General features: G+C 63.5%; 21 protein-coding genes and 2 tRNA genes. 18 read left to right on the top strand and 5 right to left on the bottom strand.

Annotation, left to right across the window (positions count from 1 at the left end; genetic code table 11):
- Window positions 1–10 precede the first annotated feature (10 nt).
- A complete protein-coding gene (rpmA, locus tag C8J98_RS19355; protein WP_063571082.1) occupies window positions 11–268 on the top strand; it encodes a 50S ribosomal protein L27 in 258 nt (85 codons plus the stop codon).
- A 90-nt stretch (window positions 269–358) separates the two neighbouring features.
- Window positions 359–1,426, top strand: a complete 1,068-nt coding sequence (gene cgtA, locus C8J98_RS19350) for an Obg family GTPase CgtA (protein ID WP_107915119.1) — start codon at window positions 359–361, stop codon at window positions 1,424–1,426.
- Between the two features lie 238 nt (window positions 1,427–1,664).
- Here cgtA and rpsT read toward each other — a convergent pair whose 3' ends face one another.
- Window positions 1,665–1,928: a 30S ribosomal protein S20 gene (gene rpsT / locus C8J98_RS19345; RefSeq protein ID WP_046969368.1), complete on the bottom strand. Its 264-nt coding sequence runs from the start codon at window positions 1,926–1,928 to the stop codon at window positions 1,665–1,667.
- 199 nt (window positions 1,929–2,127) lie between these two features.
- Here rpsT and murJ point away from each other — a divergent pair, with 199 nt between their 5' ends.
- From murJ to C8J98_RS19315, 6 genes are all read left to right on the top strand, one after another.
- Window positions 2,128–3,735 carry a murein biosynthesis integral membrane protein MurJ gene (gene murJ, locus C8J98_RS19340; protein ID WP_107915118.1) on the top strand — a complete coding sequence of 536 codons (1,608 nt, stop codon included), beginning with the start codon at window positions 2,128–2,130 and terminating at the stop codon, window positions 3,733–3,735.
- A gap of 99 nt (window positions 3,736–3,834) precedes the next feature.
- Window positions 3,835–4,800: a bifunctional riboflavin kinase/FAD synthetase gene (locus C8J98_RS19335; RefSeq protein ID WP_107915116.1), complete on the top strand. Its 966-nt coding sequence runs from the start codon at window positions 3,835–3,837 to the stop codon at window positions 4,798–4,800.
- A gap of 5 nt (window positions 4,801–4,805) precedes the next feature.
- Window positions 4,806–7,664: an isoleucine--tRNA ligase gene (gene ileS / locus C8J98_RS19330; protein ID WP_107915114.1), complete on the top strand. Its 2,859-nt coding sequence runs from the start codon at window positions 4,806–4,808 to the stop codon at window positions 7,662–7,664.
- Between the two features lie 75 nt (window positions 7,665–7,739).
- Window positions 7,740–8,246: a signal peptidase II gene (gene lspA / locus C8J98_RS19325; RefSeq protein WP_107915112.1), complete on the top strand. Its 507-nt coding sequence runs from the start codon at window positions 7,740–7,742 to the stop codon at window positions 8,244–8,246.
- Window positions 8,247–8,366: 120 nt separating this feature from the next.
- Entirely contained in the window at window positions 8,367–9,308 is a 942-nt protein-coding gene (ispH, locus tag C8J98_RS19320; RefSeq protein ID WP_107915110.1) for a 4-hydroxy-3-methylbut-2-enyl diphosphate reductase, read from the top strand.
- A 42-nt stretch (window positions 9,309–9,350) separates the two neighbouring features.
- Window positions 9,351–9,426: transfer RNA gene (locus C8J98_RS19315), tRNA-Thr, on the top strand.
- 89 nt (window positions 9,427–9,515) lie between these two features.
- Here C8J98_RS19315 and C8J98_RS19310 read toward each other — a convergent pair.
- A complete protein-coding gene (locus tag C8J98_RS19310) occupies window positions 9,516–9,953 on the bottom strand; it encodes a hypothetical protein (RefSeq protein ID WP_107915108.1) in 438 nt (145 codons plus the stop codon).
- Between the two features lie 136 nt (window positions 9,954–10,089).
- Here C8J98_RS19310 and C8J98_RS19305 point away from each other — a divergent pair, with 136 nt between their 5' ends.
- The gene (locus C8J98_RS19305; RefSeq protein WP_233260303.1) at window positions 10,090–10,650 is read left to right on the top strand and encodes a GNAT family protein; all 561 of its coding nucleotides are present in this window, start codon (window positions 10,090–10,092) and stop codon (window positions 10,648–10,650) included.
- Between the two features lie 337 nt (window positions 10,651–10,987).
- On the opposite strand, the gene C8J98_RS19295 is transcribed toward C8J98_RS19305, so the two are convergent.
- Window positions 10,988–11,248, bottom strand: a complete 261-nt coding sequence (locus C8J98_RS19295) for a hypothetical protein (protein ID WP_107915104.1) — start codon at window positions 11,246–11,248, stop codon at window positions 10,988–10,990.
- Window positions 11,249–11,442: 194 nt separating this feature from the next.
- Between C8J98_RS19295 and pilV the strand changes: the two genes are divergently transcribed.
- The 9 genes from pilV to C8J98_RS19250 all read left to right on the top strand — a co-directional run bounded on the left by pilV (window position 11,443) and on the right by C8J98_RS19250 (window position 21,333).
- A complete protein-coding gene (gene pilV, locus C8J98_RS19290) occupies window positions 11,443–11,949 on the top strand; it encodes a type IV pilus modification protein PilV (protein ID WP_146171679.1) in 507 nt (168 codons plus the stop codon).
- 11 nt (window positions 11,950–11,960) lie between these two features.
- Entirely contained in the window at window positions 11,961–13,094 is a 1,134-nt protein-coding gene (locus tag C8J98_RS19285; RefSeq protein ID WP_158272764.1) for a PilW family protein, read from the top strand.
- The gene (locus tag C8J98_RS19280; protein WP_107915098.1) at window positions 13,091–13,786 is read left to right on the top strand and encodes a PilX N-terminal domain-containing pilus assembly protein; all 696 of its coding nucleotides are present in this window, start codon (window positions 13,091–13,093) and stop codon (window positions 13,784–13,786) included. The genes C8J98_RS19285 and C8J98_RS19280 overlap by 4 nt, the downstream gene beginning before the upstream one ends.
- A gap of 17 nt (window positions 13,787–13,803) precedes the next feature.
- Window positions 13,804–19,287: a hypothetical protein gene (locus tag C8J98_RS19275; RefSeq protein WP_107915096.1), complete on the top strand. Its 5,484-nt coding sequence runs from the start codon at window positions 13,804–13,806 to the stop codon at window positions 19,285–19,287.
- A 2-nt stretch (window positions 19,288–19,289) separates the two neighbouring features.
- The gene (locus C8J98_RS22380) at window positions 19,290–19,712 is read left to right on the top strand and encodes a type IV pilin protein (protein ID WP_199229967.1); all 423 of its coding nucleotides are present in this window, start codon (window positions 19,290–19,292) and stop codon (window positions 19,710–19,712) included.
- Between the two features lie 8 nt (window positions 19,713–19,720).
- Window positions 19,721–20,182: a DUF4124 domain-containing protein gene (locus C8J98_RS19265; protein ID WP_158272763.1), complete on the top strand. Its 462-nt coding sequence runs from the start codon at window positions 19,721–19,723 to the stop codon at window positions 20,180–20,182.
- On the top strand, window positions 20,179–20,775 hold the full coding sequence (locus tag C8J98_RS19260; RefSeq protein WP_107915089.1) for a GspH/FimT family pseudopilin: 597 nt from the start codon (window positions 20,179–20,181) through the stop codon (window positions 20,773–20,775). The genes C8J98_RS19265 and C8J98_RS19260 overlap by 4 nt, the downstream gene beginning before the upstream one ends.
- A 50-nt stretch (window positions 20,776–20,825) precedes the next feature.
- A tRNA-Val gene (locus tag C8J98_RS19255) sits at window positions 20,826–20,900 on the top strand.
- A 100-nt stretch (window positions 20,901–21,000) separates the two neighbouring features.
- Window positions 21,001–21,333 (top strand): lipid-A-disaccharide synthase N-terminal domain-containing protein, encoded by a 333-nt coding sequence (locus C8J98_RS19250; RefSeq protein ID WP_107915087.1) that lies wholly within the window; start codon window positions 21,001–21,003, stop codon window positions 21,331–21,333.
- 16 nt (window positions 21,334–21,349) lie between these two features.
- Here C8J98_RS19250 and metH read toward each other — a convergent pair whose 3' ends face one another.
- Window positions 21,350–24,052, bottom strand: a complete 2,703-nt coding sequence (gene metH / locus C8J98_RS19245) for a methionine synthase (RefSeq protein WP_107915085.1) — start codon at window positions 24,050–24,052, stop codon at window positions 21,350–21,352.
- Window positions 24,049–25,131: a homocysteine S-methyltransferase family protein gene (locus C8J98_RS19240; protein ID WP_107915083.1), complete on the bottom strand. Its 1,083-nt coding sequence runs from the start codon at window positions 25,129–25,131 to the stop codon at window positions 24,049–24,051. Before C8J98_RS19240 ends, metH begins: the two co-directional genes overlap by 4 nt.
- Between the last annotated feature and the right edge of the window lie 10 nt (window positions 25,132–25,141).

Genomic DNA, 25,141 nt, shown 5'->3' with positions numbered 1-25,141 from the left:
GATATGAGTCATGGCACATAAAAAAGGCGTAGGTTCCAGCCGCAACGGTCGCGATTCGAACCCGAAGTATCTCGGTGTGAAGATCTATGGCGGCCAGGCTGTTGAAGCCGGCAACATCATCGTTCGTCAGCGTGGCACCAAGTTCCATGCTGGCGTGGGCGTCGGCCTCGGCCGCGACCACACCCTGTTCGCCCTGATCGACGGCACGGTTGCCTTCAAGGTCCGTGGCGAAAAGGGTCGCAAGTTTGTCGACGTCGTCACGGCGTAAGCCTCATTCGACGCGATAACGAAGGCCCCGCCCACGGCGGGGCTTTTCGTTTGTAAAGCGGTATCACTTCTTCACCCAGGCTCCTTTCCCATGAAATTCGTCGACGAAGCACAGATCAGGGTCACGGCCGGTACCGGCGGCAACGGCTGCGTCAGCTTCCGTCGAGAGAAATTCATCCCGTTCGGTGGCCCCGATGGCGGCGACGGCGGCAATGGCGGCTCGGTCTGGCTTGTCGCTGACGAAGGCCTCAATACGCTCGTCGACTTCCGCCACATGCGCGCTTTCAAGGCTGAGCGCGGGCAGGGCGGCATGGGCAGCCAGATGTACGGCAAGGGCGGCGAAGATTCCGACGTCCGCGTGCCGGTCGGCACCATCGTGATCAACGTCGATACTGACGAAGTGATCGGCGATCTCACCGCGCACGGCCAGCGTCTCAAAGTCGCGCAGGGTGGCCGCGGCGGCCTTGGCAACATCCATTTCAAGAGCTCGGTCAATCGCGCTCCGCGCAAGTTCACCCCCGGCACGCCGGGTGAGGTCCGCGACATCAAGCTCGAGATGCGCCTGCTCGCCGATGTCGGTCTGCTGGGCTTCCCGAATGCGGGCAAGAGCACCTTCATTCGTGCCGTGTCGGCAGCGACCCCGCGCGTGGCGGACTACCCGTTCACCACGCTGCACCCGAACCTGGGCGTGGTGCGCATCGGTTACGACCAGAGCTTCGTGATTGCCGATATCCCCGGCATCATCGAGGGTGCGGCCGAAGGTGCAGGCCTGGGTATCCAGTTCCTCCGCCATGTCTCGCGTACCAGCCTGCTGCTGCACGTGGTCGACATCCAGCCGATCGACGGTTCCGATCCGGTCGAGCAGGTGCGTACCATCGAGAAAGAGCTGGCGGAATTCGACGCCGAACTGGTCACGCGCCCGCGCTGGCTGGTGATCAACAAGTCCGACGTGTTCTCCGACAAGGCCGAGCTCAAGCGCGCGGCCGACGATATCGTTGCCCGCCTGGACTGGAAGGAGCCGTGGTTCCTCGTCTCCGCCGCCGGTGAAATCGGTACCTGGGATGTCTGCCTCAAGGTGCAGCAGTTCTTCGACGCCGAGCGCGAAAAGCAGCGCGAAAACAAGGAGCTGACCGGCGACGTGCGCATGCGCGGCGAATAACGCCGGGTCTGGATGGGCAGGCTCTATGTAGGAGCCGATTCATTGGCGAATCGGGCAATGTGGGAGCCGCTTCAGCGGCGAAAAGCCGACGGAGCGGTGATGCCGTGAGGCCTATCGCCGATGAATCGGCTCCCACATTAAAAATCGGCTCCCACATTAATCCGCTCCAGTAAGACCAGGGCAACAAAAAAGCCGGCTTGCGCCGGCTTTTTTGCGAACAGCGATGTCGCGCAGGCAATTACGCCAGGTCGCGGATCTTCGCGTTCAGGCGGCTCTTGTGACGGGCAGCCTTGTTCTTGTGGATGAGGCCGCGTGCAGCGTAGCGGTCCATCACCGGCACGGCGACGGCATAAGCCGTGACTGCGCCAGCCTTATCCTTGGCGTCGATCGCCTTGACGACCTTCTTCAGTGCGGAACGCACCATGGAACGCGCGCTGACGTTGCGCAGACGGCGCTGCTCCGACTGACGCGCACGCTTCTTCGCGGACTTGATGTTGGCCAAGGTGAAGCTCCAGAGTTCTGTTGGTTTTAAGAAAGACGCCCATTTTGAGGCCAAAGACGGGTCGCGTCAATAGCTTAGAGCCCGCACGGGCGGGCCTGGAGGGCGGGTCGGGCACGGTGCCCGGAAAATTCCAGAGCGCAGACTGTCCTCCGCCCGCCCGCCGCTGTCAAACTAGGGGTTTGCGGTCACCCGGACACGGATGAAAACCCCCAGCCTTCTTCGCGGCGTGCTGTCTTTCAGTGGCATGACCATGGTCTCCCGCGTGCTCGGCCTGGTCCGTGACATGGCGATCAATGCTTCGTTCGGCGCCAATGCGGCCACGGACGCGTTCTGGGTGGCGTTCCGCATTCCGAACTTCATGCGGCGCCTGTTCGCCGAGGGCTCGTTCTCGACCGCCTTCGTCCCCGTGTTCACCGAGGTCAAGGAAACCCGCCCGCACGATGAGCTGAAGCAGCTCATGTCGCGCACGGCGGGCACGCTCGGCGGCGTGCTGCTGGTGGTGGTGGCCCTGGGCGTGATCTTCGCGCCGCAGGTGACGGCGTTGTTCTCGCCTGGTGCGGTCGAGACACCCGAGAAATTCGAGCTCACCGTCAACCTGCTGCGGCTGACCTTTCCGTTCCTGCTGTTCGTCTCGCTGACAGCGTTATGTGGCGGCGCACTCAACAGTTTCCATAAGTTCGGCCTCCCGGCGCTGACGCCGGTAATCCTCAACCTGTGCATGATCGGTGGCGCGCTCTGGCTGGCGCCGAGGCTGCACACGCCGATCATGGCCATGGGCTGGGCGATCCTCCTTGCGGGCATCCTCCAGCTGGCCTTCCAGTTGCCGACGCTGCGCCGCCTCGACCTGCTTGCGCTGCCGCGCTGGGGCTGGAGCTCGCCGGACGTGCGCCGGATCATGCGGCTCATGGTGCCGACCCTGTTCGGTTCGTCCGTGGCACAGATCAACCTGCTGCTGGATACGGTGATCGCGTCGCTGCTGGTAGCGGGTTCGCAGAGCTGGCTGTCGCAGGCCGATCGCTTCCTCGAGCTGCCGCTGGGCGTGTTCGGTGTAGCCCTGGGTACGGTGATTCTCCCGTCCCTGTCGCGTCACCACGTGGGCTCCGATAAGGAGGCCTTCTCGCGGGCGCTCGACTGGGGGCTGCGCACGACCCTGTTGATCGCGGTGCCGGCCATGTTCGCCCTGATGTTCCTTTCGGTGCCCCTGGTGGCGACGATCTTCCAGCATGGTCGCTTCACCGCGTTCGACACGCGGATGGCCTCGCTGTCGATTTCGGCGCTGAGCTTCGGCTTGCCTGCCTTCGCCCTGGTCAAGGTGGTGCTGCCGGCGTTCTACGCCCGCAAGGACACGCGTACCCCGGTGCGCGCCGGTGTGGCTTCGCTGGTCGCCAATATGGTGTTCAACGTGGCCTTCCTGGCCCTGCTGTTCTTCCTCTGGGCGAGTCCTGAGCAGAAGGCCGGTTCCTGGTTCGCGGCGATCTCGACCATCCCCGGCCTGCACATGGCCCTGGGCATGGCCAGCGCGCTTGCCAGTTATCTCAACCTTCTGTTGCTGTGGCGCTGGCTGGGCAAGGCCGGCGTGTACGAGCGTCAGCCCGGCTGGGCCCGGCATCTGCTCCGCCTGGGCGTGGCCTGTGCGGCGATGGTCGCCGTCCTCCTGGTCGGTCTCGCCATCTGGCCGGAATGGACGGATGTCGAGAAATGGGTGCGCGTCTGGCGCCTGGCCGTGTTGGTAATTGCCGGTGGCGGCGCCTACCTCGTGGCCCTGTTCGCGATGGGTTTCCGCCTGCGTGACCTGCGCGCCCGCTGAGTCGACGCCGGGGCGTGCCGGCTAGCGTTGTGCGGCGCAACGGGGCGGCTATACTGGCCCGATGGCTTTTATTCCGCATCGCTTCCTGGACGCCCACGCATGACGCTGCGACTTCATCGCGACGTCGACGGCCCCTGCCTGGCACCCGAGGGCAGCATCGTCGCCATCGGCGCTTTCGATGGCCTGCATCTTGGCCACCAGACTATCCTCGACGAGGTGCGTAGCCGCGCCGAGGCGCGTGGCCTCGTGCCCGCCGTCATCACCTTCGAACCGCTGCCACGTGCGTTCTTCTCGAAAGAACCCGTGCCGCGCCTGTCCGGCGTGCGCGAGAAGGCGGAAGGCATGGCTGCCGCAGGCATCCGTGAGCTGCTTTCGCTGCGTTTCGACCAGGCGCTGACCGCCATGTCCGCGGAGGACTTCGTTCGCCGGGTGATCGTCGGCCGGCTGGCGGCGCGGGAGGTCTGGGTCGGCGAGGACTTCCGCTTCGGCCACCGCCGTGGCGGCGACTTCGCGCTGCTGCAGACCATGGGCGCGGAACTCGGTTTCACGGCCCACGCCGTGCCGCCGGTGGTAATCGATGGCGAGCGCGTTTCCTCGTCCAAGGTGCGCATGCTGCTTGGCGAAAGCCGTTTCGCCGAGGCCGCCCGGTTGCTTGGGCGCCCCTTCGTGATCGACGGTCATGTCGAGCACGGCCAGCAATTGGGCCGCACCCTTGGATATCCCACCGCCAATGTCCATCTCAGTGAAAGGGTCAGCCCCGTGCACGGGATTTTCGCCGTGCGCATCGGCGTCGGTGAAGGCCCGTGCAGTTGGCCGGGCGTGGCCAGCCTCGGCTTTCGGCCGACGGTGAACGAAGTGCGCGAGCCCCTGCTCGAGGCGCACTTGTTCGATTTCTCCGGCGATCTCTACGGCCAGCGCATCGGCGTGGAGTTCGTGCGGAAGCTACGTGACGAAGAAAAATTCGACGGCCTCGACGCCCTGACCGCGCAGATGCGCCAGGACGAGATCGCCGCCCGGCAAGCCCTTGGCATGAACCCCATACTTGCCTCAGAAACCCACGGTTGACAGCAATGACCCAGGACTACAAGAACACCATCAACCTGCCGCAGACGGCCTTCCCGATGCGCGGCGACCTGCCGAAGCGGGAGCCGGGCTGGCTGGCCAACTGGGAGCGCGTGAACCGTTACGCGCAAATCCAGGAAAAGGCCGCCGACCGCGACAAGGTGTTCGTGCTGCACGACGGCCCGCCCTATGCGAACGGCGCCATTCACCTCGGGCATGCCGTGAACAAGGTGCTCAAGGACGTCGTGGTCAAGTCGAAACTGATGGCCGGCTACCGTGCACCTTACGTGCCGGGCTGGGATTGCCATGGCCTGCCCATCGAAATCGCGATCGAGAAGAAGTTCGGCAAGGCCGGCGACAAGCTCGACGCTGCCGCCTTCCGCCAGAAGTGCCGCGAATACGCGATGGCGCAGATCGACCTGCAGCGCGTGGACTTCAAGCGCCTCGGTGTCCTGGGCGACTGGGAAAAGCCGTATCGCACGCTGGATTTTACCTACGAAGCCGACATGATCCGTGCGCTCGCACGCATCGTTGAGAACGGTCACGTGGTGCGTGGCGCAAAGCCGGTCTACTGGTGCTTCGACTGCGGCTCGGCTCTGGCCGAAGCCGAGATCGAGTATGCCGACAAGACCTCGCCGGCCGTGGATGTCGCTTACGACGCGGTGGATCCGGTGTCCTTCGGTGCCTTGTTCGGCATCGCCACGGGTGACGCTGTGATCGCCGTGCCGATCTGGACGACCACGCCGTGGACGCTGCCGTCCAGCCAGGCTGTGTCGCTCGGTGGCGAGATCGAATACGCGCTCGTCGAAGGTCCCTCGCGCAACGGCAAGCCGCTGCTGCTCGTCATCGCCTCGGCGCTGGTGGAGAAGGCGCTGGCGCGCTACGGCGTCGAGACGGTGAACGTGCTCGGGCGCGTGCAGGGGGCGGTACTCGAAAACCAGCCGCTGCGTCACCCGTTCTACGACAAGCAGGTGCCGGTGATCCTCGGCGAGCACGTGTCCGACGAAGATGGCACGGGTGCCGTGCACACCTCGCCCGACCACGGCGCGGAAGACTTCGTGATCAGCCAGCACTACGGCATCGGTACGCTCAATTACGTGGACGGCCGTGGCGTGTATCGCAGCGACCTGCCGCTCGCCGGCGACGTGTCGTTCGCCGGCATACATATCTGGAAGGCCAACGATGCCATCGTCGACCTGCTGCGCGATCGTGGCGTGCTGCTTGCGTTCGCCAAGCTGACGCACAGCTATCCGCATTGCTGGCGCCACAAGACGCCGGTGATTTTCCGTGCCACGCCGCAGTGGTTCATCGGCATGGAACAGGCCGACCTGCGCCGCACCGCGCTCACCTCGATCAAGTCGGTGCGCTGGATTCCGGGCTGGGGCGAAGAGCGCATTGCCGGCATGGTCGACGGTCGTCCCGACTGGTGCATCTCGCGGCAGCGCACGTGGGGCGTGCCCATCGCGTTGTTCGTCGACAAGAACACGCATGAGCCGCATCCGGACAGCGTCGAACTGCTGGAAAAGGTGGCCCAGCGCGTCGCCCGCGAGGGCATCGATGTCTGGTTCTCGCTGGATGCGCGCGAGCTGCTCGGCGACGACGCGGACAAGTACGAAAAGGTCACTGACGTTCTCGACGTGTGGTTCGATTCCGGCGTGAGCCACTATGCCGTGATCGGCGCGCGTCCGGAACTGCAGGCCGGCGACGCCAGCGAATACAAGGTGATGTACCTGGAAGGCTCCGACCAGCATCGCGGCTGGTTCCAGTCCTCGCTGCTCACCTCGGCGGCGATCAACGGCCGCGCCCCTTACGACCACGTGCTCACCCACGGTTTCACCGTGGACGCACAGGGCCGCAAGATGTCCAAATCGATGGGTAACGGCATCGAACCGCAGGACATCATGAAGACCCTGGGCGCGGACATCCTGCGTTTGTGGATCTGCTCGACCGATTACCGCAACGAAATGTCGCTGTCGGACGAGATCCTCAAGCGCGTGGCGGATACGTATCGCCGCGTGCGCAATACCGCGCGTTTTCTGCTCGGCAACCTCGACGGTTTCGATCCGGACAAGCACCTGCTGCCGACGGCGGGTTGCCTCGACCTGGACCGCTGGGCCGTGCAGCAGGCCGCCGACACGCAGGCGGCCATCATCGCCGCGTACGAGCGTTACGATTTCCCGGAAATCGTGCAGCGCGTGCAGAACTTCTGCACGAACGAGCTGGGCGCGTTGTACCTGGACATCACTAAAGACCGCCTGTACACGATGCCGACCGACAGCCGTGGCCGTCGCAGCGCGCAGAGTGCGATGTACCGCATCCTCGAAGCGATGGTGCGCTGGCTTGCGCCGATCGTCACGTTCACCGCCGAGGAAATCTGGGTGAGCATGCCCGGTTCGCGCAGCGAGTCCGTGTTGTTCGAGACCTGGTATGAGGGTCTCGACGTGCGCGAAGACGGCGATGCGCGCGGTTGGTGGTCGACCCTGCTCGGTGTTCGCGCATCGGCCTCGCAGGTGCTGGAGCGCATGCGCAAGGATGGCCAGATCGGCGCCTCGCTCGACGCCACGCTGACGATTCACGCCGACACCGCCACCCAGGCGGCGCTGGCCGAGTCCGCCAGCGAACTGCGCTTCTTCTTCATCACCTCCGAAGTCACGCTGGCGACGCTCGAAGGTCGCCCGACCTCGGCCGAACGCGTGGAACTCGATGGCGCCGAGATTTATGTCTCAGCGGCGGTGAGCGAGGCCGTGAAGTGCATTCGCTGCTGGCAGCATCGCGTGGATGTCGGTGTGAATCCGGCTCATCCTGAGATCTGCGGCCGCTGCGTCGAGAACCTGACAGGGCAGGGCGAAGATCGCCGCTGGTTCTGAGGAACCGGTCCCGACCCGAACCATCCGCGCCGCCACACGGCGGCGCGGCCGCTCCGCTTCGAATGGCCCGCCCGAATGACCGTACGCCCCAAACCCAATGCGCTTTCCTGGCTCTGGCTCGCTGCCGCCATGATCGGTCTCGACCAGCTCACCAAGTGGTGGGCGCTGACCACCCTGCAGCCGGCGGAAACGCCGCATCCGGTGATCCCGGGCATCCTCAACTGGACGCTCACTTTCAACACCGGCGCCGCGTTCAGCTTTCTCGCCGATAGCGCGGGCTGGCAGCGCTGGTTCTTCGTGCTGCTGGCTGCGGTGATCAGCGCCACGCTGAGCGTGTGGCTGTCGCGGACGCCGCGGGCCGATTGGCGCACCGCCGCGCCGCTTGCCCTGATCGTGGGCGGGGCGCTGGGGAATGTCATCGACCGGCTGCACGCAGCCAAGGTGACCGATTTCATCCAGGTTTTCCTGGGTAGCTATCCGTTTCCGGTGTTCAATGTGGCCGATTCGGCGATCAGCGTCGGGGCGGTTTCGATGATCGTGTTCAGTTTGTTTACGGGGCATGAGAAGCCCGCATCGCCGTAAGCCCCTTGTGGGAGCCGCTTCAGCGGCGATTGGGCCTGGCGACAGCGCCCACCCGGCAGCCATGCGATAATTCGAACGTCCCGGCGCCCACCAGGCGCCACCGCTCATTCGAGGTCCCCCTTGGACATCCTGCTCGCCAATCCCCGCGGTTTCTGCGCCGGTGTCGATCGTGCGATCGCCATCGTGGAGCGCGCGCTCGAGTCCTACGGTGCGCCGATCTACGTTCGCCATGAAGTGGTGCACAATCGTTTCGTCGTCGAGCGCCTGCGTGCCGATGGCGCTGTGTTCGTCGACGAGCTGGACGAGGTGCCGGACGGCTCCACGGTGATCTTCAGCGCCCACGGCGTGCCCAAGGCCGTGCGCGAGGAGGCCGATCGTCGCCGCCTCAACGTGTTCGATGCCACGTGCCCGCTGGTCACCAAGGTGCACATGGAAGTCGCGCGCCTCGGTCGTGCCGGCCATGACGTCATCCTGATCGGCCATGCCGGCCATCCGGAAGTCGAAGGCACGATGGGTCAGTGGAATCCCGCCAATAGCGGCAACATCTATCTGGTCGAGTCGGTGGACGACGTCGCCGAGCTGGCGCCGTCACAGCCGCAGAAGCTGGCCTTCGTCACCCAGACCACGCTCTCGGTCGACGACACCATCGCCATTATCGGCGCACTCCGCGCGAAGTTCAGTGCCATCGAAGGGCCGCGCAAGGACGACATCTGCTACGCCACGCAGAATCGCCAGGACGCCGTGCGTCGCCTCGCCGATGCCGTGGATCTCGTCCTCGTGGTGGGTTCGGTGAACAGCTCGAACTCCAACCGCCTCAAGGAACTTGCCGAGAAGCAGGGCGTTACCTCCTTCCTGATCGACGGCGCGGAGCACATCGAGCGCAGCTGGCTCGAAGGCAAGACTCGCATCGGCGTGACCGCGGGCGCCTCGGCGCCGGAGAAGCTGGTGCAGGAAGTGATCGCCCGTTTGCAGTCCTGGGGCGCCGGCAGCGTCCGCGAACTCGACGGCGAAGCCGAGAACATCACCTTCGCCCTGCCCAAAGAGCTTCGTCTGGCCGGTTAAGGCTTGCGCCGCGCACCAAGCTTCCCTAAAATCCCCGTTCTCGCCGAAATAGCTCAGTTGGTAGAGCGCGTCATTCGTAATGATGAGGTCGTAGGTTCGATTCCTATTTTCGGCACCACTATTCTTCCCGAACTGCCGTCGAGCGGTCCCGGAAGCACAAAAAAACCCGCCGATGCGGGTTTTTTTGTATCTGCGATCCGGTGTGGATCAGGCGGCGAGACGGGCATCCTCGGCGAGATAGCGCAAGCCGATCGACAACGCCATGTTGTAACCCGCGCCAGCGTTGCCAGGCACCACCACGCTAACCAATGAAGGATGACCCGGCACGAGCGCCGAGGCGTCCGCTTCGTCGCTGCCGTCATGGATTTCGATGTACGGCACGCCCAGATGCGCGAGCGCGTCACGCAGAGGGGCGATGTCCTCCGCGGGGACATCGTTGGCGTCCACATCGAGCAGGACGAGTTCGGCGTGGTCGCCGATCGAGCGATCGAGGTAGCCGGTCAACTCGATGAAGTCGTTGCAGGGCCGCCAGAGCAGGTCGACGCCGGCGGCTTGCGCGCGTTCCCACAGTCGCCACATCGCGTCATCCGCCAGGGTGGCGTGTACCGCGTCACGACGCGGGCCCGTGATCACGACGATCGACATCGTTCGCTGCTCCAGTAATTCGGTAAGGCAGTATCCGACCGCGATGCGTAAAAAGGCTGCGCCATTCGGGCGCTTTCCGGGTAACGGCTGCGTAAAGAAATGCTACCGTCGCCTGAAAACCATCAAGGAGTTCCTTATGGACGGAACACAGGACATCGCCATCGCGACGGCGCGCCTGCGGCTGGATCGCCTAAGCGAGGCCGATGCACCGGTACTTTTCGCCTACCGCGGCGACGATGCCGTCGCGCGCTACCAGGGCTGGAAGCCTGCGGATGTCGCAGCGGCGGAAGCCTTCATTGCCGACCAGTCCCTGCTGGCCTTCGGCACGGCGGACAGCTGGTGCCAACTGGCCATCCGCGACAAGGTCACCGGCGAACTGTTCGGCGACTTCGGCGTGCACTTTCCGGCCAGCACCGATGACCCGATCGAATTCGGGCTTTCCCTGCGGCCAGAGCGACAGGGCCAGGGCTTCGCCCGTGAAGCCATGGCGGCCGTGCTGGACCTCGCCTTCGGCGACTGGGCCTACCGGCGCGCGGTAGGTTCGGTGGACCCACGCAACGTGTCCAGCATGGCCTTGCTGCGTTCGTTGGGTTTTCGCCAGGAAGCTCATCACGTGGAGAGCTATTTCTTTCGCGGCGAATGGGTGGACGACGTGATTTTCGCTTTGTTGGCGCGCGAATGGGTGCGTCACCGCTGACTATCCCGCGGCCGGTGTGGCGCCGGCGCATACATGGTCTTCATGGCCTGGGTGCGACACAGGGCGGAGACTGGCGCGGGGACCCCAATGAGCGAGCGGTACGTGCGCATCTACGTTGTTCAGCCTCCTGAGGTCGGGGCGGAATGGGCGGTGCGCGTGGACTCGGACAAGCCTGCGCGTTTCCGGCACGAGAAAGACGCCTTGAGCTACGCACTCCGGCAGGCGCGGGCACGCTCCGGACAGGGGGTGTCCGTGGAACTAAGGGTCGAGGACGACCATGGCCACTGGCGGTCCATGGCGCTTTGACCGACTCCTCGCCGGAATCCGGCGAACGGTGTCAGGCAGCGGCAAGACGGGCGAGCGCTGCGGCACTGGGCGGCGCCAGGTGACCGAGGGCGGCGGCCGGCAAGAAGCGCCAGTCGGACAGGTGGCGCGGTAGCCGGCAGCTGGCGAACATCTCGCGCAGGCTGGACACAGCCACTTCAGGGGAGTCGAAACGGCCCACTTCACTGTCGCCGCGCAGGGCGCGCCAGCGATGGCCATGACGGACGATGCGGAACGGACCTTCCACCGAGGTAAAGACATATTGCGCGAGCACGGACCACTCCTTCGTGACCGGAGTAGTTTGACCGGGCGCTCGTGACCGCTTTGTTATCCCGAGACTACGCTATTGCGTCGGGAGGAGCGGGGCCCGCTTGTCGGCGAAATCCCACCGACGGTCGGTGTTCCCTTGCGGCTTTATGAACGAAGGCTAATCTGAGCCTGCCGGATTGGGTCCAGCAGGGGGTTAGGGTGGTCCGTCTATCTACACGCGGCGCCGTGCGCGGCGTTTCGCTTATCGAAGTCATGGTGGCCATCCTGGTGTTCAGCATCGGGATGCTCGGCCTTGCGCTGCTGCAGATGAAGGGTGCCAAGTTCACGCGCGAGTCCGCGTCGCGCACCTCGGCCATCATCCTGGCGCGCAGCCTTGCGGAGTCGATGCGCGCCAACCCGGACGGCGCCCTGCCCAAGACCGGCGACAGTGCCTACCTCTACGACGGCGACACGACCTACACCCAGGCGCAGTGCGACAGCGCATCGCTCGCTTCGCCCCAGGCCATCGCGACCCGCGACCTGGCGTGCTGGCAGATCGCCCTGAAACGGACCATTCCCTTGCCGACCGGTTCGGGGTCCAAGCTGGCCACGGTGACCAAGGACGCGACCCTGGGCACGCTGACCATCACGGTCTCCTGGGCTGGCGTCGCGGATGACGCCACCGCCGACGCGACCCAGTCCTACAGCTTCAGCTACCTGCAATGAGAACGTCGCCTATGGCCTCCCGCCCGCGCTCCAGCAAAGGCTTCTCGCTGGTCGAGATGATGATCTCGATCGTTCTCGGCCTTATCGTCGTCGCCGGTCTGGTGAGCGTGCTCATGGCCAACCGCGCGGCGTACACCATCCAGCAGGGCAGCAACTTCAACCAGGAAAGCTTGCGCTTCGCGGCGACGCGGCTTGCCTGGTCGTTGCGCATGGCCGATTTCTGGGGTGGTGTGAAAGGGACGGCTCTCACAACGACCACTAATACCACCGGCGTCGGTGGTGTTGGCGCCTGCAGCGGCACCTGGGTACTGAATGTCGGTACCGCCGCACCCGGCAACGGCATCGCCGGATACGATGGCGGAGCGACGTTCCCCCTCGCCAACTGTGTCAACGACGCCAATTACGTCAAGTACTCCGACGTCGTCGTCGTGCGCTACGCCGACACGCATGGCTACGATCCGGCGAAGGCCTCAAGTACGACGAACTTCGATTCGACGACGCCGGGCGACGTGCCGAACCAGACGAGTATCTTCGTCGTTTCGGCGGTCAACCAGTCGGCCACGATATTCCGTCTTGGCGAGGCAGTCCCCTCGAACCCGCTGGGCTCGACCAGTGGCCGCTATGTCTTTCCTTATCAGCTCGAAATGTACTACCTGCAGCCTTGTTCCGACCCGGGTGCGGATAAGGTCTGCGGCACGGCCGACGACGGCGACGCCGATGCGAGATCACCGACACTCATGCGGATGCGCATGGATACGACGGGCGCGCTCATCTCCGAAGCAGTCGTCGACGGTATCGAACAGCTTCAGTTCGAATACGCTTCGCCGATTCCGGGAGACGTGCCGGCTTCTACGCCTTTCGCGCAGGCGTCGCTGGCGAACTTCCCCACGGTGACCCAGGTGCGCGTGTCGATCGTCGCCCGTTCCACCACGCGTGATACAGCCGTGCCTCACGCAGGCTCGTTCGCATTGTCCGGGCACTGCGCGTATTCGGTCAGCACTGCAGGCGCCGTGAGCTACGACACGACGACGGCCACCAATAATTGCGCCACTTCGCCTGCGTCCAATTACGGCGACAAACCGCAGCAGTACGCCCGCACCATCAATACCCAGGTTGTGGTTCTGCGCAACCGGGTGAGGGGATGACCATGGTCACCATGATGAAACCGATGCGCGCGCAGCGCGGCGTCGCCCTCTTCGTCGGAATGATCTTCCTGCTCGTGCTTTCCATCATTGCGGTGATGGCAATGCGCGGCACGCTCACCGAAATGAAGATGGTCACCAACGTCGCCCGGCACGAAGCCGCGTTCGAAGCATCCGAAGCCCTGCGCGCCGTACCCGTGACTTTGTTCGACCAGCACGTGTTTGAACGCGGTTGGCCAACGTCGTTTCCCGGCGGCACCGTGCCGGATTCGGACTTCACCTATTCGAGCACCTTTTCGGCCGACATGCTGACCAAGGTGAAGACCGCGGTTCAGAACGATTGCAGCGGTGCGATATCGCTGTTCTACGGCACGCTGCAGCCAGCGTGTGGCGACCTGCTGGCGGAAACGCTGTACGACCCGAGCACCTGGCATCCGGACATGAAGATCGCCATCTGCGACACATCCAGTGCGACCTGTTCGGCCGATGTGAGTGCCACGCTCGCCATCGTTCCCGACGGCACGGTGTTGAATGCCGGCTCCGGCGGCGCACAGGCGGCAGGTTACCGCGGCCTGGGTATCGGCGCGGCGGGTGGTGGTGCCGACATGCTCTTCGAGATTCGCAGTGTCGCTGTGGCACCCGGTAACGGTGTGTCGACGACGCTGACCCAATACCACCAGAACATACGTAACTAAGGCCAAGGAATCTGTCGATGAGTACTTCCCGCATCCAGCGACCCGGGCTTCTGTTCGGCTACCTCGTGGCCCTCGCGGTCACGGCCTTCGCAAGCACGCCGGTGGCCCAGGCCGACGCGATCTCCTCCAGCACGCAGCGAGCGGCCGCGTACGCGATCGACCCACCGTTGGGTATCGCCGGCGCCGCGCCCCTGGTGATGATCAATCTTTCGCGTGACCACCAACTGTTTTACAAGGCGTACAACGACTTCTCTTCCCTGAAGAACAACAGCACCATCGATACGACGTACAGCAACGGGAATACCTACGCGGGGTACTTCGATTCAGGCAAGTGCTACACCTATACGACGAGTGACGGTTACTTCAAGCCGTCGTCTCTGGTGGACAAGGACAACTATTGCTCGAACGCATGGTCCGGTAATTTCCTGAACTGGGCAACGATGACGCGCATGGATGAGGTGCGCAGCATCCTTTACGGTGGATTTCGTTCCACCGATACGGCGGACACGACGATTCTCGAACGTGCCTATCTGCCGACGGACGCGCATTCCTTCGCCAAGTTCTACAACGGCACCGATATCAGCCAGCTCATGCCGTACTCGGCTAGCGCCGTCGCCCCGAGCACATCAGGTCAGTCGTCGAGCTACTACTTCGACAATCAGGGCTTGGGTGAGAACGGCAATAACTACAACCTGCTGCGCCTGCAGGGCGTCGCCGACCTCAGCTTTCAGGTTGGCGATCAGATCAGGATCGTGGCGGGGGACGTAAATGCGGTCAATCCGCCCACGCTCGAAGCACCGGTGCGGTTCCTGAATACGGGCGGCTATTCGGCTGCACCGGTGAATCGCGTTGAACTGCGTGTGCAGAACGGCATGTTTTTGAACATGACGTGCACGGACTTCGCGAGCTGCTTGACGGCGTTCCGGTCTTACCAGACGTGGACGATCACCAACCTGACGCGTTCCGGGGTGACGTTCTGCAATACGACCGTGCAGGGTGGGTCGACCGACCGCTCGCAGACGAACAAGGCACCGCCTCTGATCCGCGGAGTGCGCGGTAACTATGCGCTATGGGCATCGAACGAGAGCCTTCAGTGCAAGTGGTCCGACGAGAACAGCAATCTGCAGAGCGGTTTCGGTGATGGATTCCTAAGTAACGGCAACCGTTCCGCGTTCTCCGGCCTGGCCTCGGCGGCGGAGAACCCGGCCAAGAGTACGGGCATCGAACTCAATGCGCGGGTACAGGTCTGCGTCACTGGACTGATCGGCACTGAGAGTTGTGAGCAGTATCCGCTCAGTAGCGTCGCTACGGATCGCAAGTACAAGCCGACTGGTCTGCTTCAGAAGTACGGCGAGTCGGGTGACATCAAGTTCGGCCTGGTGACGCCGACCTTCGATCACAATGCGTCGGGTGGCGTGCTGCGAGCGGCGCTGCCGGAGGCGGGTGTCAACGACGGGAATTTCATCAGCAACGAGATCGACCCCGCGACGGGCATGTTCACCACCGCGAAGGGCATCATCAGTAACATCAACGCACTGCGCATTTACGGCTACGCCTATAATTCAGGCGATAACTACGGCACGGGTAACGGCTGTACCTATCAGCAGACCGGTATCACAACGGGCTCAGGCTCGGGCACACTCGTTGCGGAAGGCAACTGTTCGTCCTGGGGTAACCCCATGGCCGAAAGCTATATCGAAACCCTGCGGTACCTCGCAGGCAAGACGGCCAATACGTCGTTCGCCTCGGGGTCGGAAGACAGCACCCTGGGCCTGAGCGTAGTCGCCACATGGAACAAACCGATCACGGCAGCGAACTTCTGTGCCGCGCTGAACGTTATCAATTTCAACGCCAGCTCACTCAGCTACGATACCGATGCGGTAGCCGGCTTCGACGATCTTAGTACCGGCAAGTCCGTTGCTGCGTGGACCGACCTTGTCGGCGTGGGCGAAGGCATTAACGGCAAGAACTGGTTCGTCGGCAATCCGACCAGCACCTACGCGGACGCCGACAAGGATCTGTGCTCGGCGAAAGCAGTCGCCAATTTCTCGGGCCTGCAGGGCATTTGCCCGGAGTCCCCGGCGCTGAAGGGCGGCTACCTGATGGCTGGCGCGGCTTATGGCGCCCATATCAACCGAATCAGCGATCTTGGTGTAGACGCCAACGGCAGCCCCATTGTGCCGAGCACTGACCGCACTTCGCTCAAGGTCAACACCTTCGGCGTGCAGCTGGCCACCAATACGCCGCAGATCCGCGTCCAGGTACCCGGCACGTCCGGGGCCTCCGCCCAGTTCGTCACCATCATTCCGGCTTACCGCCTGGTCCTGCCAAGCGGTGTGGGCGGTGGTGCGCTGGTGGACTTCAAGATCCTCTCGCAGATCGCAGACGACGGGACGGGTACGGCCAGGGGATCGTTCTACGCCGACTGGGAGGACAGCTTCGCCGGCGGTGACTACGATCAGGACATGTGGGGCATCATCACCTATGCGATCACCGCCACGCAGGTGAAGATCACGACCAAGCCCGTATCCGCGTCGACCAACAATGGTCAGGGCTTTGGTTACATCATCGGCGGCACGACCAAGGACGGCCCACACTTTCATTCGGGCATCTACAACTTCAGCTATACCGATCCCACCCTTCCAGATATCTATAACGCCGCGGGCGTGAAGGTGAATGGTTCGGGTAGCGTAAATTCGAGCGGCGGTTGCACGAACTGCCAGGTGAGCGATCCCGCGACGACGGCTGTCTACGCGGTTGGTTCGACCAGCGCCGGCACGCTCAGCGACCCACTTCTCTATGCGGCCAAGTGGGGCGGATTCCGCGCGGACACGACGAAGCCGGATGGCACTGATACGCCGGTCAACGACGCCAATCCTCTCGACAGTTCCAAGTGGAACAACGACCCGGCCAATAAAGACACGCCGGACAATTACTTCCTCGTCACCAATCCGACCGATTTGCAGAAATCGCTGGACACGCTGTTCCGCAAGATCCTGGCGAAGGTTTCGTCCGGTACTGCGGCAGCAACGGTAGCGGCCAGCGCGAACGGCACAGGTGTGACGTACCAGGCGCTGTATGAGGCCGAGCGAACCGATAACAACGGTGGTCGTGCGACCTGGATCGGTTCGCTGGGTGCGCTGTGGACCGACAGTTTCGGCTTGCTGCGAGTTGACGGGAATCACAATCATCAGCTCGACGACTATGTGACCGATCCCGTGGTCACGTTCTCCTTTGACGCAGGCTTGCAGCGGACGATCGCCACGGTGTACGTAAGTACCGACCCGGCAAAGTACGTGCCTCCGGCCATTGGCACTCAGGTGGAGCTTACGGAGCTCGCTACGATCTGGAACGCACGTACGCTGCTGTGGGATCCGGAACTGGTGAACACACAGCGCATCTATGGCTCTGTCTTCAACGACACCAACGGTCGATACATCTTCACATGGGTCGACGCCAACAATGACGGCGTCGTCGCGGCCAAGGAGCTCGTTCCGTTCGTATATGACACCACCGGTATCAACGATACGAACTACCGATACCTGAATACCGATTCGACCACGGAGGCCACGAATATCGTCAACTGGATTCGTGGCAAGGAAATCGCTGGGCTGCGCAGTCGAACCGTGGACTATGGGACGGACATCACGGAGCAGGGGCGTATCACACGTCTTGGTGACATCGTGAACTCGACGCCGCTCGCCGTCAGCGCACCTGCGGAATCGTACGACCTCCTCTACAACGACACGACCTATGCCAACTTCCGCACCACCTATCGAGACCGCCGCCAGGTCCTCTACGTCGGTGCGAACGATGGCATGGTCCATGCCTTCAATGCGGGCTTCTACAACGCCAGCTGCCAGCGGTTCGAGATGCAGCCCACTGATGCCGTGTGCACGCCGTCGACGCCGACTGCCAGTGGCAACACCACCTCAACCCCGACCGCGCACCCGCTAGGGGCAGAGATATGGGGTTATATCCCGAAGAACCTGTTGGCACATCTGCGCTGGTTGACGGACCCCGCCTACAAGCACACGTACTACGTGGACGGCTCGCCGATTGCTTTCGATGCAAAGGTATTCAGTGCGGACACGACGCACGTCGATGGCTGGGGCACGATCCTCGTGGTCCCCTTCCGCTTGGGTGGCGGTGCGATCACGGTCAACGCCCAGGTCACGGACAAGGACGGTAATGCAGCGAACGCGAACGTGACCTCCGAGTCGGCCTATGTGTTGATGGACATCACGAATCCCGAGCTGCCGCCCAACGTGCTCGGTGAGATCACGCTGCCCGGCACGTGGACTACTTCGGCACCCGCCGTGGTAATGATGCGTGACGCGACGTCCGGTACACCGAACAAGTTCTATCTGGCCATTGGCTCGGGTCCGACCGACGCACGAAAGGTGGCGTCAAGCCAGCACCTGCGGGTGAACGTGTACAACGTGGCGGATTTCATCAATGCATCCGTCCCGCCCACTCCGGCAGCATTCGACATGACCAACGCCGCGTCGGACGGCGGCACGGCGGCGGCGGACGCCCTCAGCAGTTCGGCGGGCGACCTCATTGCGTCGGACTTCAATCTCGACGGCATGGCCGAGGCGGTGTACTTCGGTAGCATGCTCGGCGACGGTACGTCGACGAAGTTTGGTGGCCACTTCTGGAGACTATTCACCAACGGTGATTCGCTCGCGAAGAACTGGAAAGCGCAAGAGATGCTCCACCTGACGGATGCGAGCGTGGGCGCGACCAATGGCATGCCGGTGACGGTCCGCCCGACCCTGGGCCGTAACGCGCGCGGCGCGCCGATGGTCTACTTTGGAACGGGTCGCTTGTTCAACAGTGCGGACAAGGCCACGTCCGATACGCAGCGCATCTTCGGCCTTATTGACACCGAGCTGCTGCCATCGACCGATCCGCAGGCGAGCACCAAGATCGGTCTCGGCACCCTTATTAACGTCACCAATGTCAATGTGAATGGTTCGACGCAGGCTGTCAGCGGATTGCCCACAGGTAACGACGCCTTGAGCGGCGTATCGAACTTCCTGGATCTTGCCAGCGCCTTTAATGCGCCGGGCATTGCCGGTTGGTACCGGAACCTGACAACGAACGGCACCAGTAATCCGTCGGAGCGGGTGGTCAGTGCACAGGCCCTCCTGGGTGGGTTGCTGCTTACAGCAGCCTATACGCCAGGTACGTCGATTTGCACTGGCCTCGGCACCTCGGTGCTGTACGGACAGAATTACGAGACGGGCACGGGCGACCCTAGCGGCTTCTTTGGCACCGACTCGAAGTCCGGCAATGTCCTTGTCAGCAGCCCCATCGGAGCCGGCCTGCCTGCACCACCGAGCCTGCACACCGGTGACGCTGGTGCAACGAACGGCGGCAAGACGGTAACAGCCTGCACGCAGACCTCGACCGGCGCGATCGTTTGCAAGGATGTCGCTACACTCAATCCCGTGACCAGCGGCGAGTCGTCCTGGCGTGAACCCCTGGGGAAATGACGATGACCAAGTCTTCGACTAACGTGCGCGGCTTCTCGCTGATCGAGCTGGTGATCGTCCTGCTCATCATCGCGATCCTCGCGGCCATCGCCATTCCCTCGTACCGCCAGTACGTGGTGCGGGCCAACCGCGTCGACGCGCGGCGCGGCCTCATGGACCTTGCGGCGCGACAGGAGCGGTTCTTCTATTCGAACAACGCCTACACGCCGAACCTCACTGCGCTTGGTGCCAACAGCAGCGTGGCCGGTGCCAACTACACCATTGCGCCGCCTTCCGCATCGTCGACCGCGTTCAGCATCACGGCGTCGGCCGTGGGGACGCAGCAGACCTCGGACAAACAGTGCCAGACGCTGACGATCACGAACACGGGCGTGCAGGCATCCACCGGCGCGACCGCCAACGACCCGGTCTGCTGGAGCAAATGACGATGCGGATGCCTTCCCTAGCTGTCGTCGCGGTGCTTGCCCTGGCGGTGCTTGCACCGGCGTATGCCCAGAGCAATGGCACGTATTACCGCTGGAAGGACGCCAGTGGTGTCACCCATTACGGCGACGCACCGCCTGCGGGCGGCAGGTCCACTCCGGTCAAGGTGAAGGGTTCGGTGACGTCATCGGCTGGTGCGCCCGTGCAGCCGGCGGCTCCGGTATCGTCGGCAAGCATGGCGGCTCAGGCCGCCGCGGCAGCGCCCTCGGGCATGGCCGCAGCGGAGCAGGCGGCGCGTTCCCGTAACTGCGACAACGCGAAGGCCAACCTGAAGACGCTCTCGGGCAACGCACTGCTGGTGGACAGTTCGGATCCGAGCTCGGCCAAGCGCATGACGCCGGAGCAGCTCGAGACTGCGCAGCGGGTGGCCAATATCGATGTGACCGAGAACTGCCCTAAGGGTGCACCATGAACGCATCACGACGGACTGCGGGTTTCTCGCTCATCGAACTGATGGTGGCGATCGGCGTGTTCGCTATCCTCACGGCGCTGGCGGTTCCGTCGCTGTCGGATTTCATGAAGCGCAACATGGTAAGCAACCAGACCAACGACTTCCTGGGGGCAATCCGCTTCGCACGGTCCACGGCAGTCACCCGCAGCACGATAGTCTCGATATGTCCCAGCACGACCTCGTCGACGACGACACCGCTGTGCGCGGCCACCAATACCTTTAACACCGGTTGGCTCATCTATACGTCGACCAAGGCGGGTGAGGCCTACAAGCCGACAGACGAGCTCCTGCGCGTGGCGCAGAACGTTCCCGGGGCATCGATCCAGGGCGCGACGACGGTACCGGTCGTGACCTTCGACGCACGCGGTTCGTCGACTTACGGCACGCTGTCTTTCTTCATCTGCTCCAAGGCCGCCGACGACACGGTCGGCCAGAGCGCGCTTCGCTACAGTGGTCGCCGCATCGATCTACAGAGCGGCGGGCGGGCGGGTGCCACGCCCCTGCAGACATCCTCGTCGAAGACGACCGGGCAGGGCTATTGCACGGCAACCTGATCCTCGGGATTGACTGTCCGGGCATACCGCCTTAAAATGCCGCGCTCGATGGGCGGTTAGCTCAGCGGTAGAGCACTGCCTTCACACGGCAGGTGTCACAAGTTCGATCCTTGTACCGCCCACCATGAAAAAACTGAAAACCCGGCCTTGCGCCGGGTTTTCGTTTTTCAGGCTACCGAAAGGTCCCACCGGTACAATGCGCCGGCTGACTCACCGGATACCGCCATGCACGAAGTCCTCGCAAACCTTCACCTGTTCATCCTGACCCCGTGGAAGGTCATCGGCCTGCTCGGCACCTTGCTCTTCACGGCGCGCTGGTTCGTCCAGTTCTACGCCACGAAGAAGAACAAGAAGGTCACCGTGCCGATGTCATTCTGGTACCTGTCGGTCTTCGGTAGCGTGCTCACGCTGGCGTACTTCATCTGGGGCAAGAACGACTCGGTCGGCATCATCCAGACCGCCTTTCCGATGATCGTGTCGTTCTACAACGTCTTCGCCCACCTGAAGCATCGCAACGCCAGCGAAGAGATCAAGCCCGGCGGCCCGGAAGAGACCTGACCGGGCCGGGCCATCGTCAGTCCGGGTCGTAATCCAGGTACGGCGCCAGCCAGCGCTCGGCTTCGGTCCGGTCCCAGCCCTTGCGCTTGGCATAGTCCTCGACCTGCTCGCGGCCCAGGCGGCCGACCACGAAGTACTGGCTGTCCGGGTGCGAGAAGTACCAGCCCGAAACCGCCGCCGTGGGGAACATGGCGAAGCCTTCGGTGAGCTGCACCGTGGTGTGCGTCGTCGCTTCGAGCAATTCGAACAACGTGCCTTTCTCGGTGTGCTCGGGACAGGCCGGGTAACCCGGGGCAGGGCGGATGCCGCGGTAGCCCTCGGCGATCAGGGTGTCGTTGTCCAGGGCCTCGTCCGGCTGGTAACCCCAGAATTCCTTGCGCACGCGTTCGTGCAGGCGCTCGGCGAAGGCCTCGGCGAGGCGGTCGGCCAGGGCCTTGAGCAGGATGGACGAATAGTCGTCGTGGCCGGCCTCGAAGCGGGCCACATGCTCGTCGATGCCAATGCCCGCGGTGACAGCGAAGCCGCCGATCCAGTCCTGCAGGCCACTGTCCTTCGGTGCGACGAAATCGGACAGGCAGAAGTCCGGGCGCTCCACGGGCTTGTCCACCTGCTGGCGCAGATGGCGAAGCGTCGCCACGGGTTTGCGCTTGGCAGTGCCGACCTCGGCGTAAACCTCGATATCGTCGCCAACCTGCGCGGCGGGCCAGAACCCGATCACGCCCTTGGCGGTGAGCCATTTCTCAGCAATGAGTTTGTCCAGCATGGCCTGGGCGTCGTTGTAGAGCTCCGTGGCCTGCACGCCGACAACCTCGTCGGTGAGGATGGCCGGGAACCTGCCCGCCAGCTCCCACGCGTTGAAGAAGGGCGACCAGTCGATGTAAGTGCGCAGCTCGGCGAGATCGTAGTCCTCGAACGCAGTGATGCCGGGCGTCCTCGGCGTCGGCGGTTCATAAGCCTGCCACTCGCCGACGTAACGCTGCGCGCGGGCCTTGGCCAGCGTCACGAGCTGCTTGCCGGTGCCGCGTCCCTTGTGACGCTCGCGCACCTCGGCGTAATCGGCGCGGACCTTGATCATGAACTCGTCGATAAGGTCCTTGCTGACCAGCGACTGCGCCACGCCGACGGCACGTGAAGCGTCCTTCACCCACACCGTGGGCGACTTGTAATGCGGCTCGATGCGCAGCGCGGTATGCGCGCGCGAGGTGGTCGCGCCGCCGATCATCAACGGCACGTGGAAATCCTGGCGCTGCATTTCGCGCGCCACCTGGCTCATCTCTTCCAGGGAAGGCGTGATCAGGCCGGAGAGGCCGATGATGTCGGCACCCACTTCACGCGCGGTGTCGAGGATCTTCTGCGTCGGCACCATGACGCCAAGGTCGATGACCTCGAAGTTGTTGCACTGGAGTACTACGCCGACGATGTTCTTGCCGATATCGTGGACGTCGCCCTTCACCGTGGCCAGCACGATCTTGCCGTTGTTCTTCGCGCTGTCTCCGGAAATCTTCTTCTCTTCTTCGATGAAGGGAATCAGGTGGGCGACGGCTTTCTTCATCACGCGCGCGGACTTCACCACCTGCGGCAGGAACATCTTGCCGGCACCGAAGAGGTCACCGACGACGTTCATGCCGGTCATCAGCGGGCCTTCGATGACGTCGAGCGGCCGCTTTGAGATCAACCGTAGCTCTTCGGTGTCCTCAACGACGAACTGGTCGATGCCGTGGACGAGCGCATGGCTCAGTCGATCGACCACCGATTTCTCGCGCCAGGCAGCCGTTTCAACGGCGACCTCGGCCTTGCCGCCCTTGTACTTGTCGGCGATCTCAAGCAAGCGCTCGGTGCCGTCGGGACGGCGGTTGAGTACCACGTCCTCGACGCGCTCACGCAGTTCCTCGGGAAGATCGTCGTAGATCGAGAGGCCGCCGGCGTTGACGATGCCCATGTCCATGCCCGCAGCGATCGCGTGATACAGAAACACGGAGTGGATCGCTTCGCGCACGGGGTTGTTGCCGCGAAACGAGAACGAGACGTTGGAAACACCGCCGGAGATGTGCGACGACGGAAAGCGCTTCTTAAGCTCGCGCGTGGCTTCGATGAAGTCCACAGCGTAGTTATTGTGCTCTTCGATACCGGTGGCGATGGCGAAGATATTCGGGTCGAAGATGATGTCTTCCGGTGGGAAGTTCACCTCATTGACCAACAGCTCGTAGGCACGCGAGCAGATCTCGATCTTGCGCTCCTTCGTGTCCGCCTGACCCACTTCGTCGAAAGCCATCACGACCACGGCGGCACCATACTGGCGCACCTTGCGCGCATGCTGGAGGAACAGCGCCTCGCCTTCCTTCATGGAAATGGAGTTAACGATGCCCTTGCCCTGCATGCAGCGCAGGCCGGCTTCGATCACGGTCCACTTGGAAGAGTCGACCATGATCGGCACGCGCGCGATGTCAGGCTCGGAGGAGATCAGGTTGACGAAGCGGGTCATCGCCGCTTCGGAATCGATCAGGCCCTCGTCCATGTTGATGTCGATGATCTGCGCGCCGCTCTCCACCTGCTGGCGAGCGACATCCACCGCCTCTTCGTAGCGGCCTTCCTTGATCAGTTTGCGGAACTGCGCCGAGCCGGTGACATTGGTGCGTTCGCCGACGTTAACGAAATTGAGGTCCGGCGTGAGGATCAGCGGCTCGAGGCCGGACAGGCGGGTATGGCGGAGAGTGGTCATGCGGCTTGCGTGGCGTCCAGGCGTACGCGCGGCGGGTAGGGCGCCACGGCGGCGGCAATCGCCGCGATATGAGCGGGCGTCGTGCCACAACAGCCACCGACGATATTGAGCAGACCTTCGGCCGCGAAGCTGGCGATGGTCGAGGCCATGGCCTCGGGGGTTTCGTCGTACTCGCCGAAGGCGTTGGGCAGGCCGGCATTGGGGTGCGTGCTGACCGCGCTGCCGGCGATGCGCGAGAGCATCTGCACATGTGGGCGCAGGTCTTCCGCGCCGAGCGCGCAGTTGAGGCCTACCGACAACGGCCGGATGTGTTCCACCGAGTAGAAGAACGCTTCGGCGGTCTGGCCCGACAGCGTGCGTCCCGAACGGTCGGTGATCGTGCCGGAGATCATCACCGGCACGCGGGCGCCGAGTTCGTCGAACAGCTCGGTCAGTGCGAACAACGCGGCCTTGGCGTTGAGTGTGTCGAAGATGGTCTCGACCATGATCGTGTCGGCGCCACCTTCGATCAGCGCACGCGCCGATTCGACGTAATTGGCGGTGAGCGCTTCGAAGCTGATGTTGCGAAAACCCGGGTCGTTCACGTCCGGCGAGATGGAGGCCGTGCGACTGGTGGGACCGAGCACGCCGATGACGAAGCGCGGCCGGTCCGGCGTAAGCGCGGTCATGGCGTCGCAGGCTTCGCGGGCAATGCGCGCGCCTTCGCGGTTGAGCTCGGGCACCAGGTGTTCGAGGTGGTAATCCGCCTGGCTCACGCGCGTGGCGTTGAAGGTATTGGTTTCGACGAAATCCGCACCCGCTTCGAGATACGCCATGTGCACGCCGCGGATGATCTCCGGCTGGGTCAGCAGGAGAAGGTCGTTATTGCCCTTGAGGTCGCACTCGCCGGGGTGGTCGTGGCTGTGTTCGTGGCGACTGTCGAGGCCGCCGGAAAAGCGTTCGCCGCGGTAGCCGGATTCATCCAGCTGGTGGCCTTGCAGCATGGTGCCCATGCCGCCGTCGAGAATCATGATCCGCTCGGACAGGGCCTTCTCGATGAGGGCGACGCGGTCGGGGTGGAGCCAGGGTAGGGTGCTCATCGGCGGTCTC

The sequence above is a fragment of the Luteibacter sp. OK325 genome (assembly GCF_003050935.1).
In the GTDB taxonomy this organism is placed as follows: Bacteria; Pseudomonadota; Gammaproteobacteria; order Xanthomonadales; family Rhodanobacteraceae; genus Luteibacter.
This window is presented reverse-complemented; position numbering and strand designations above follow the sequence as displayed.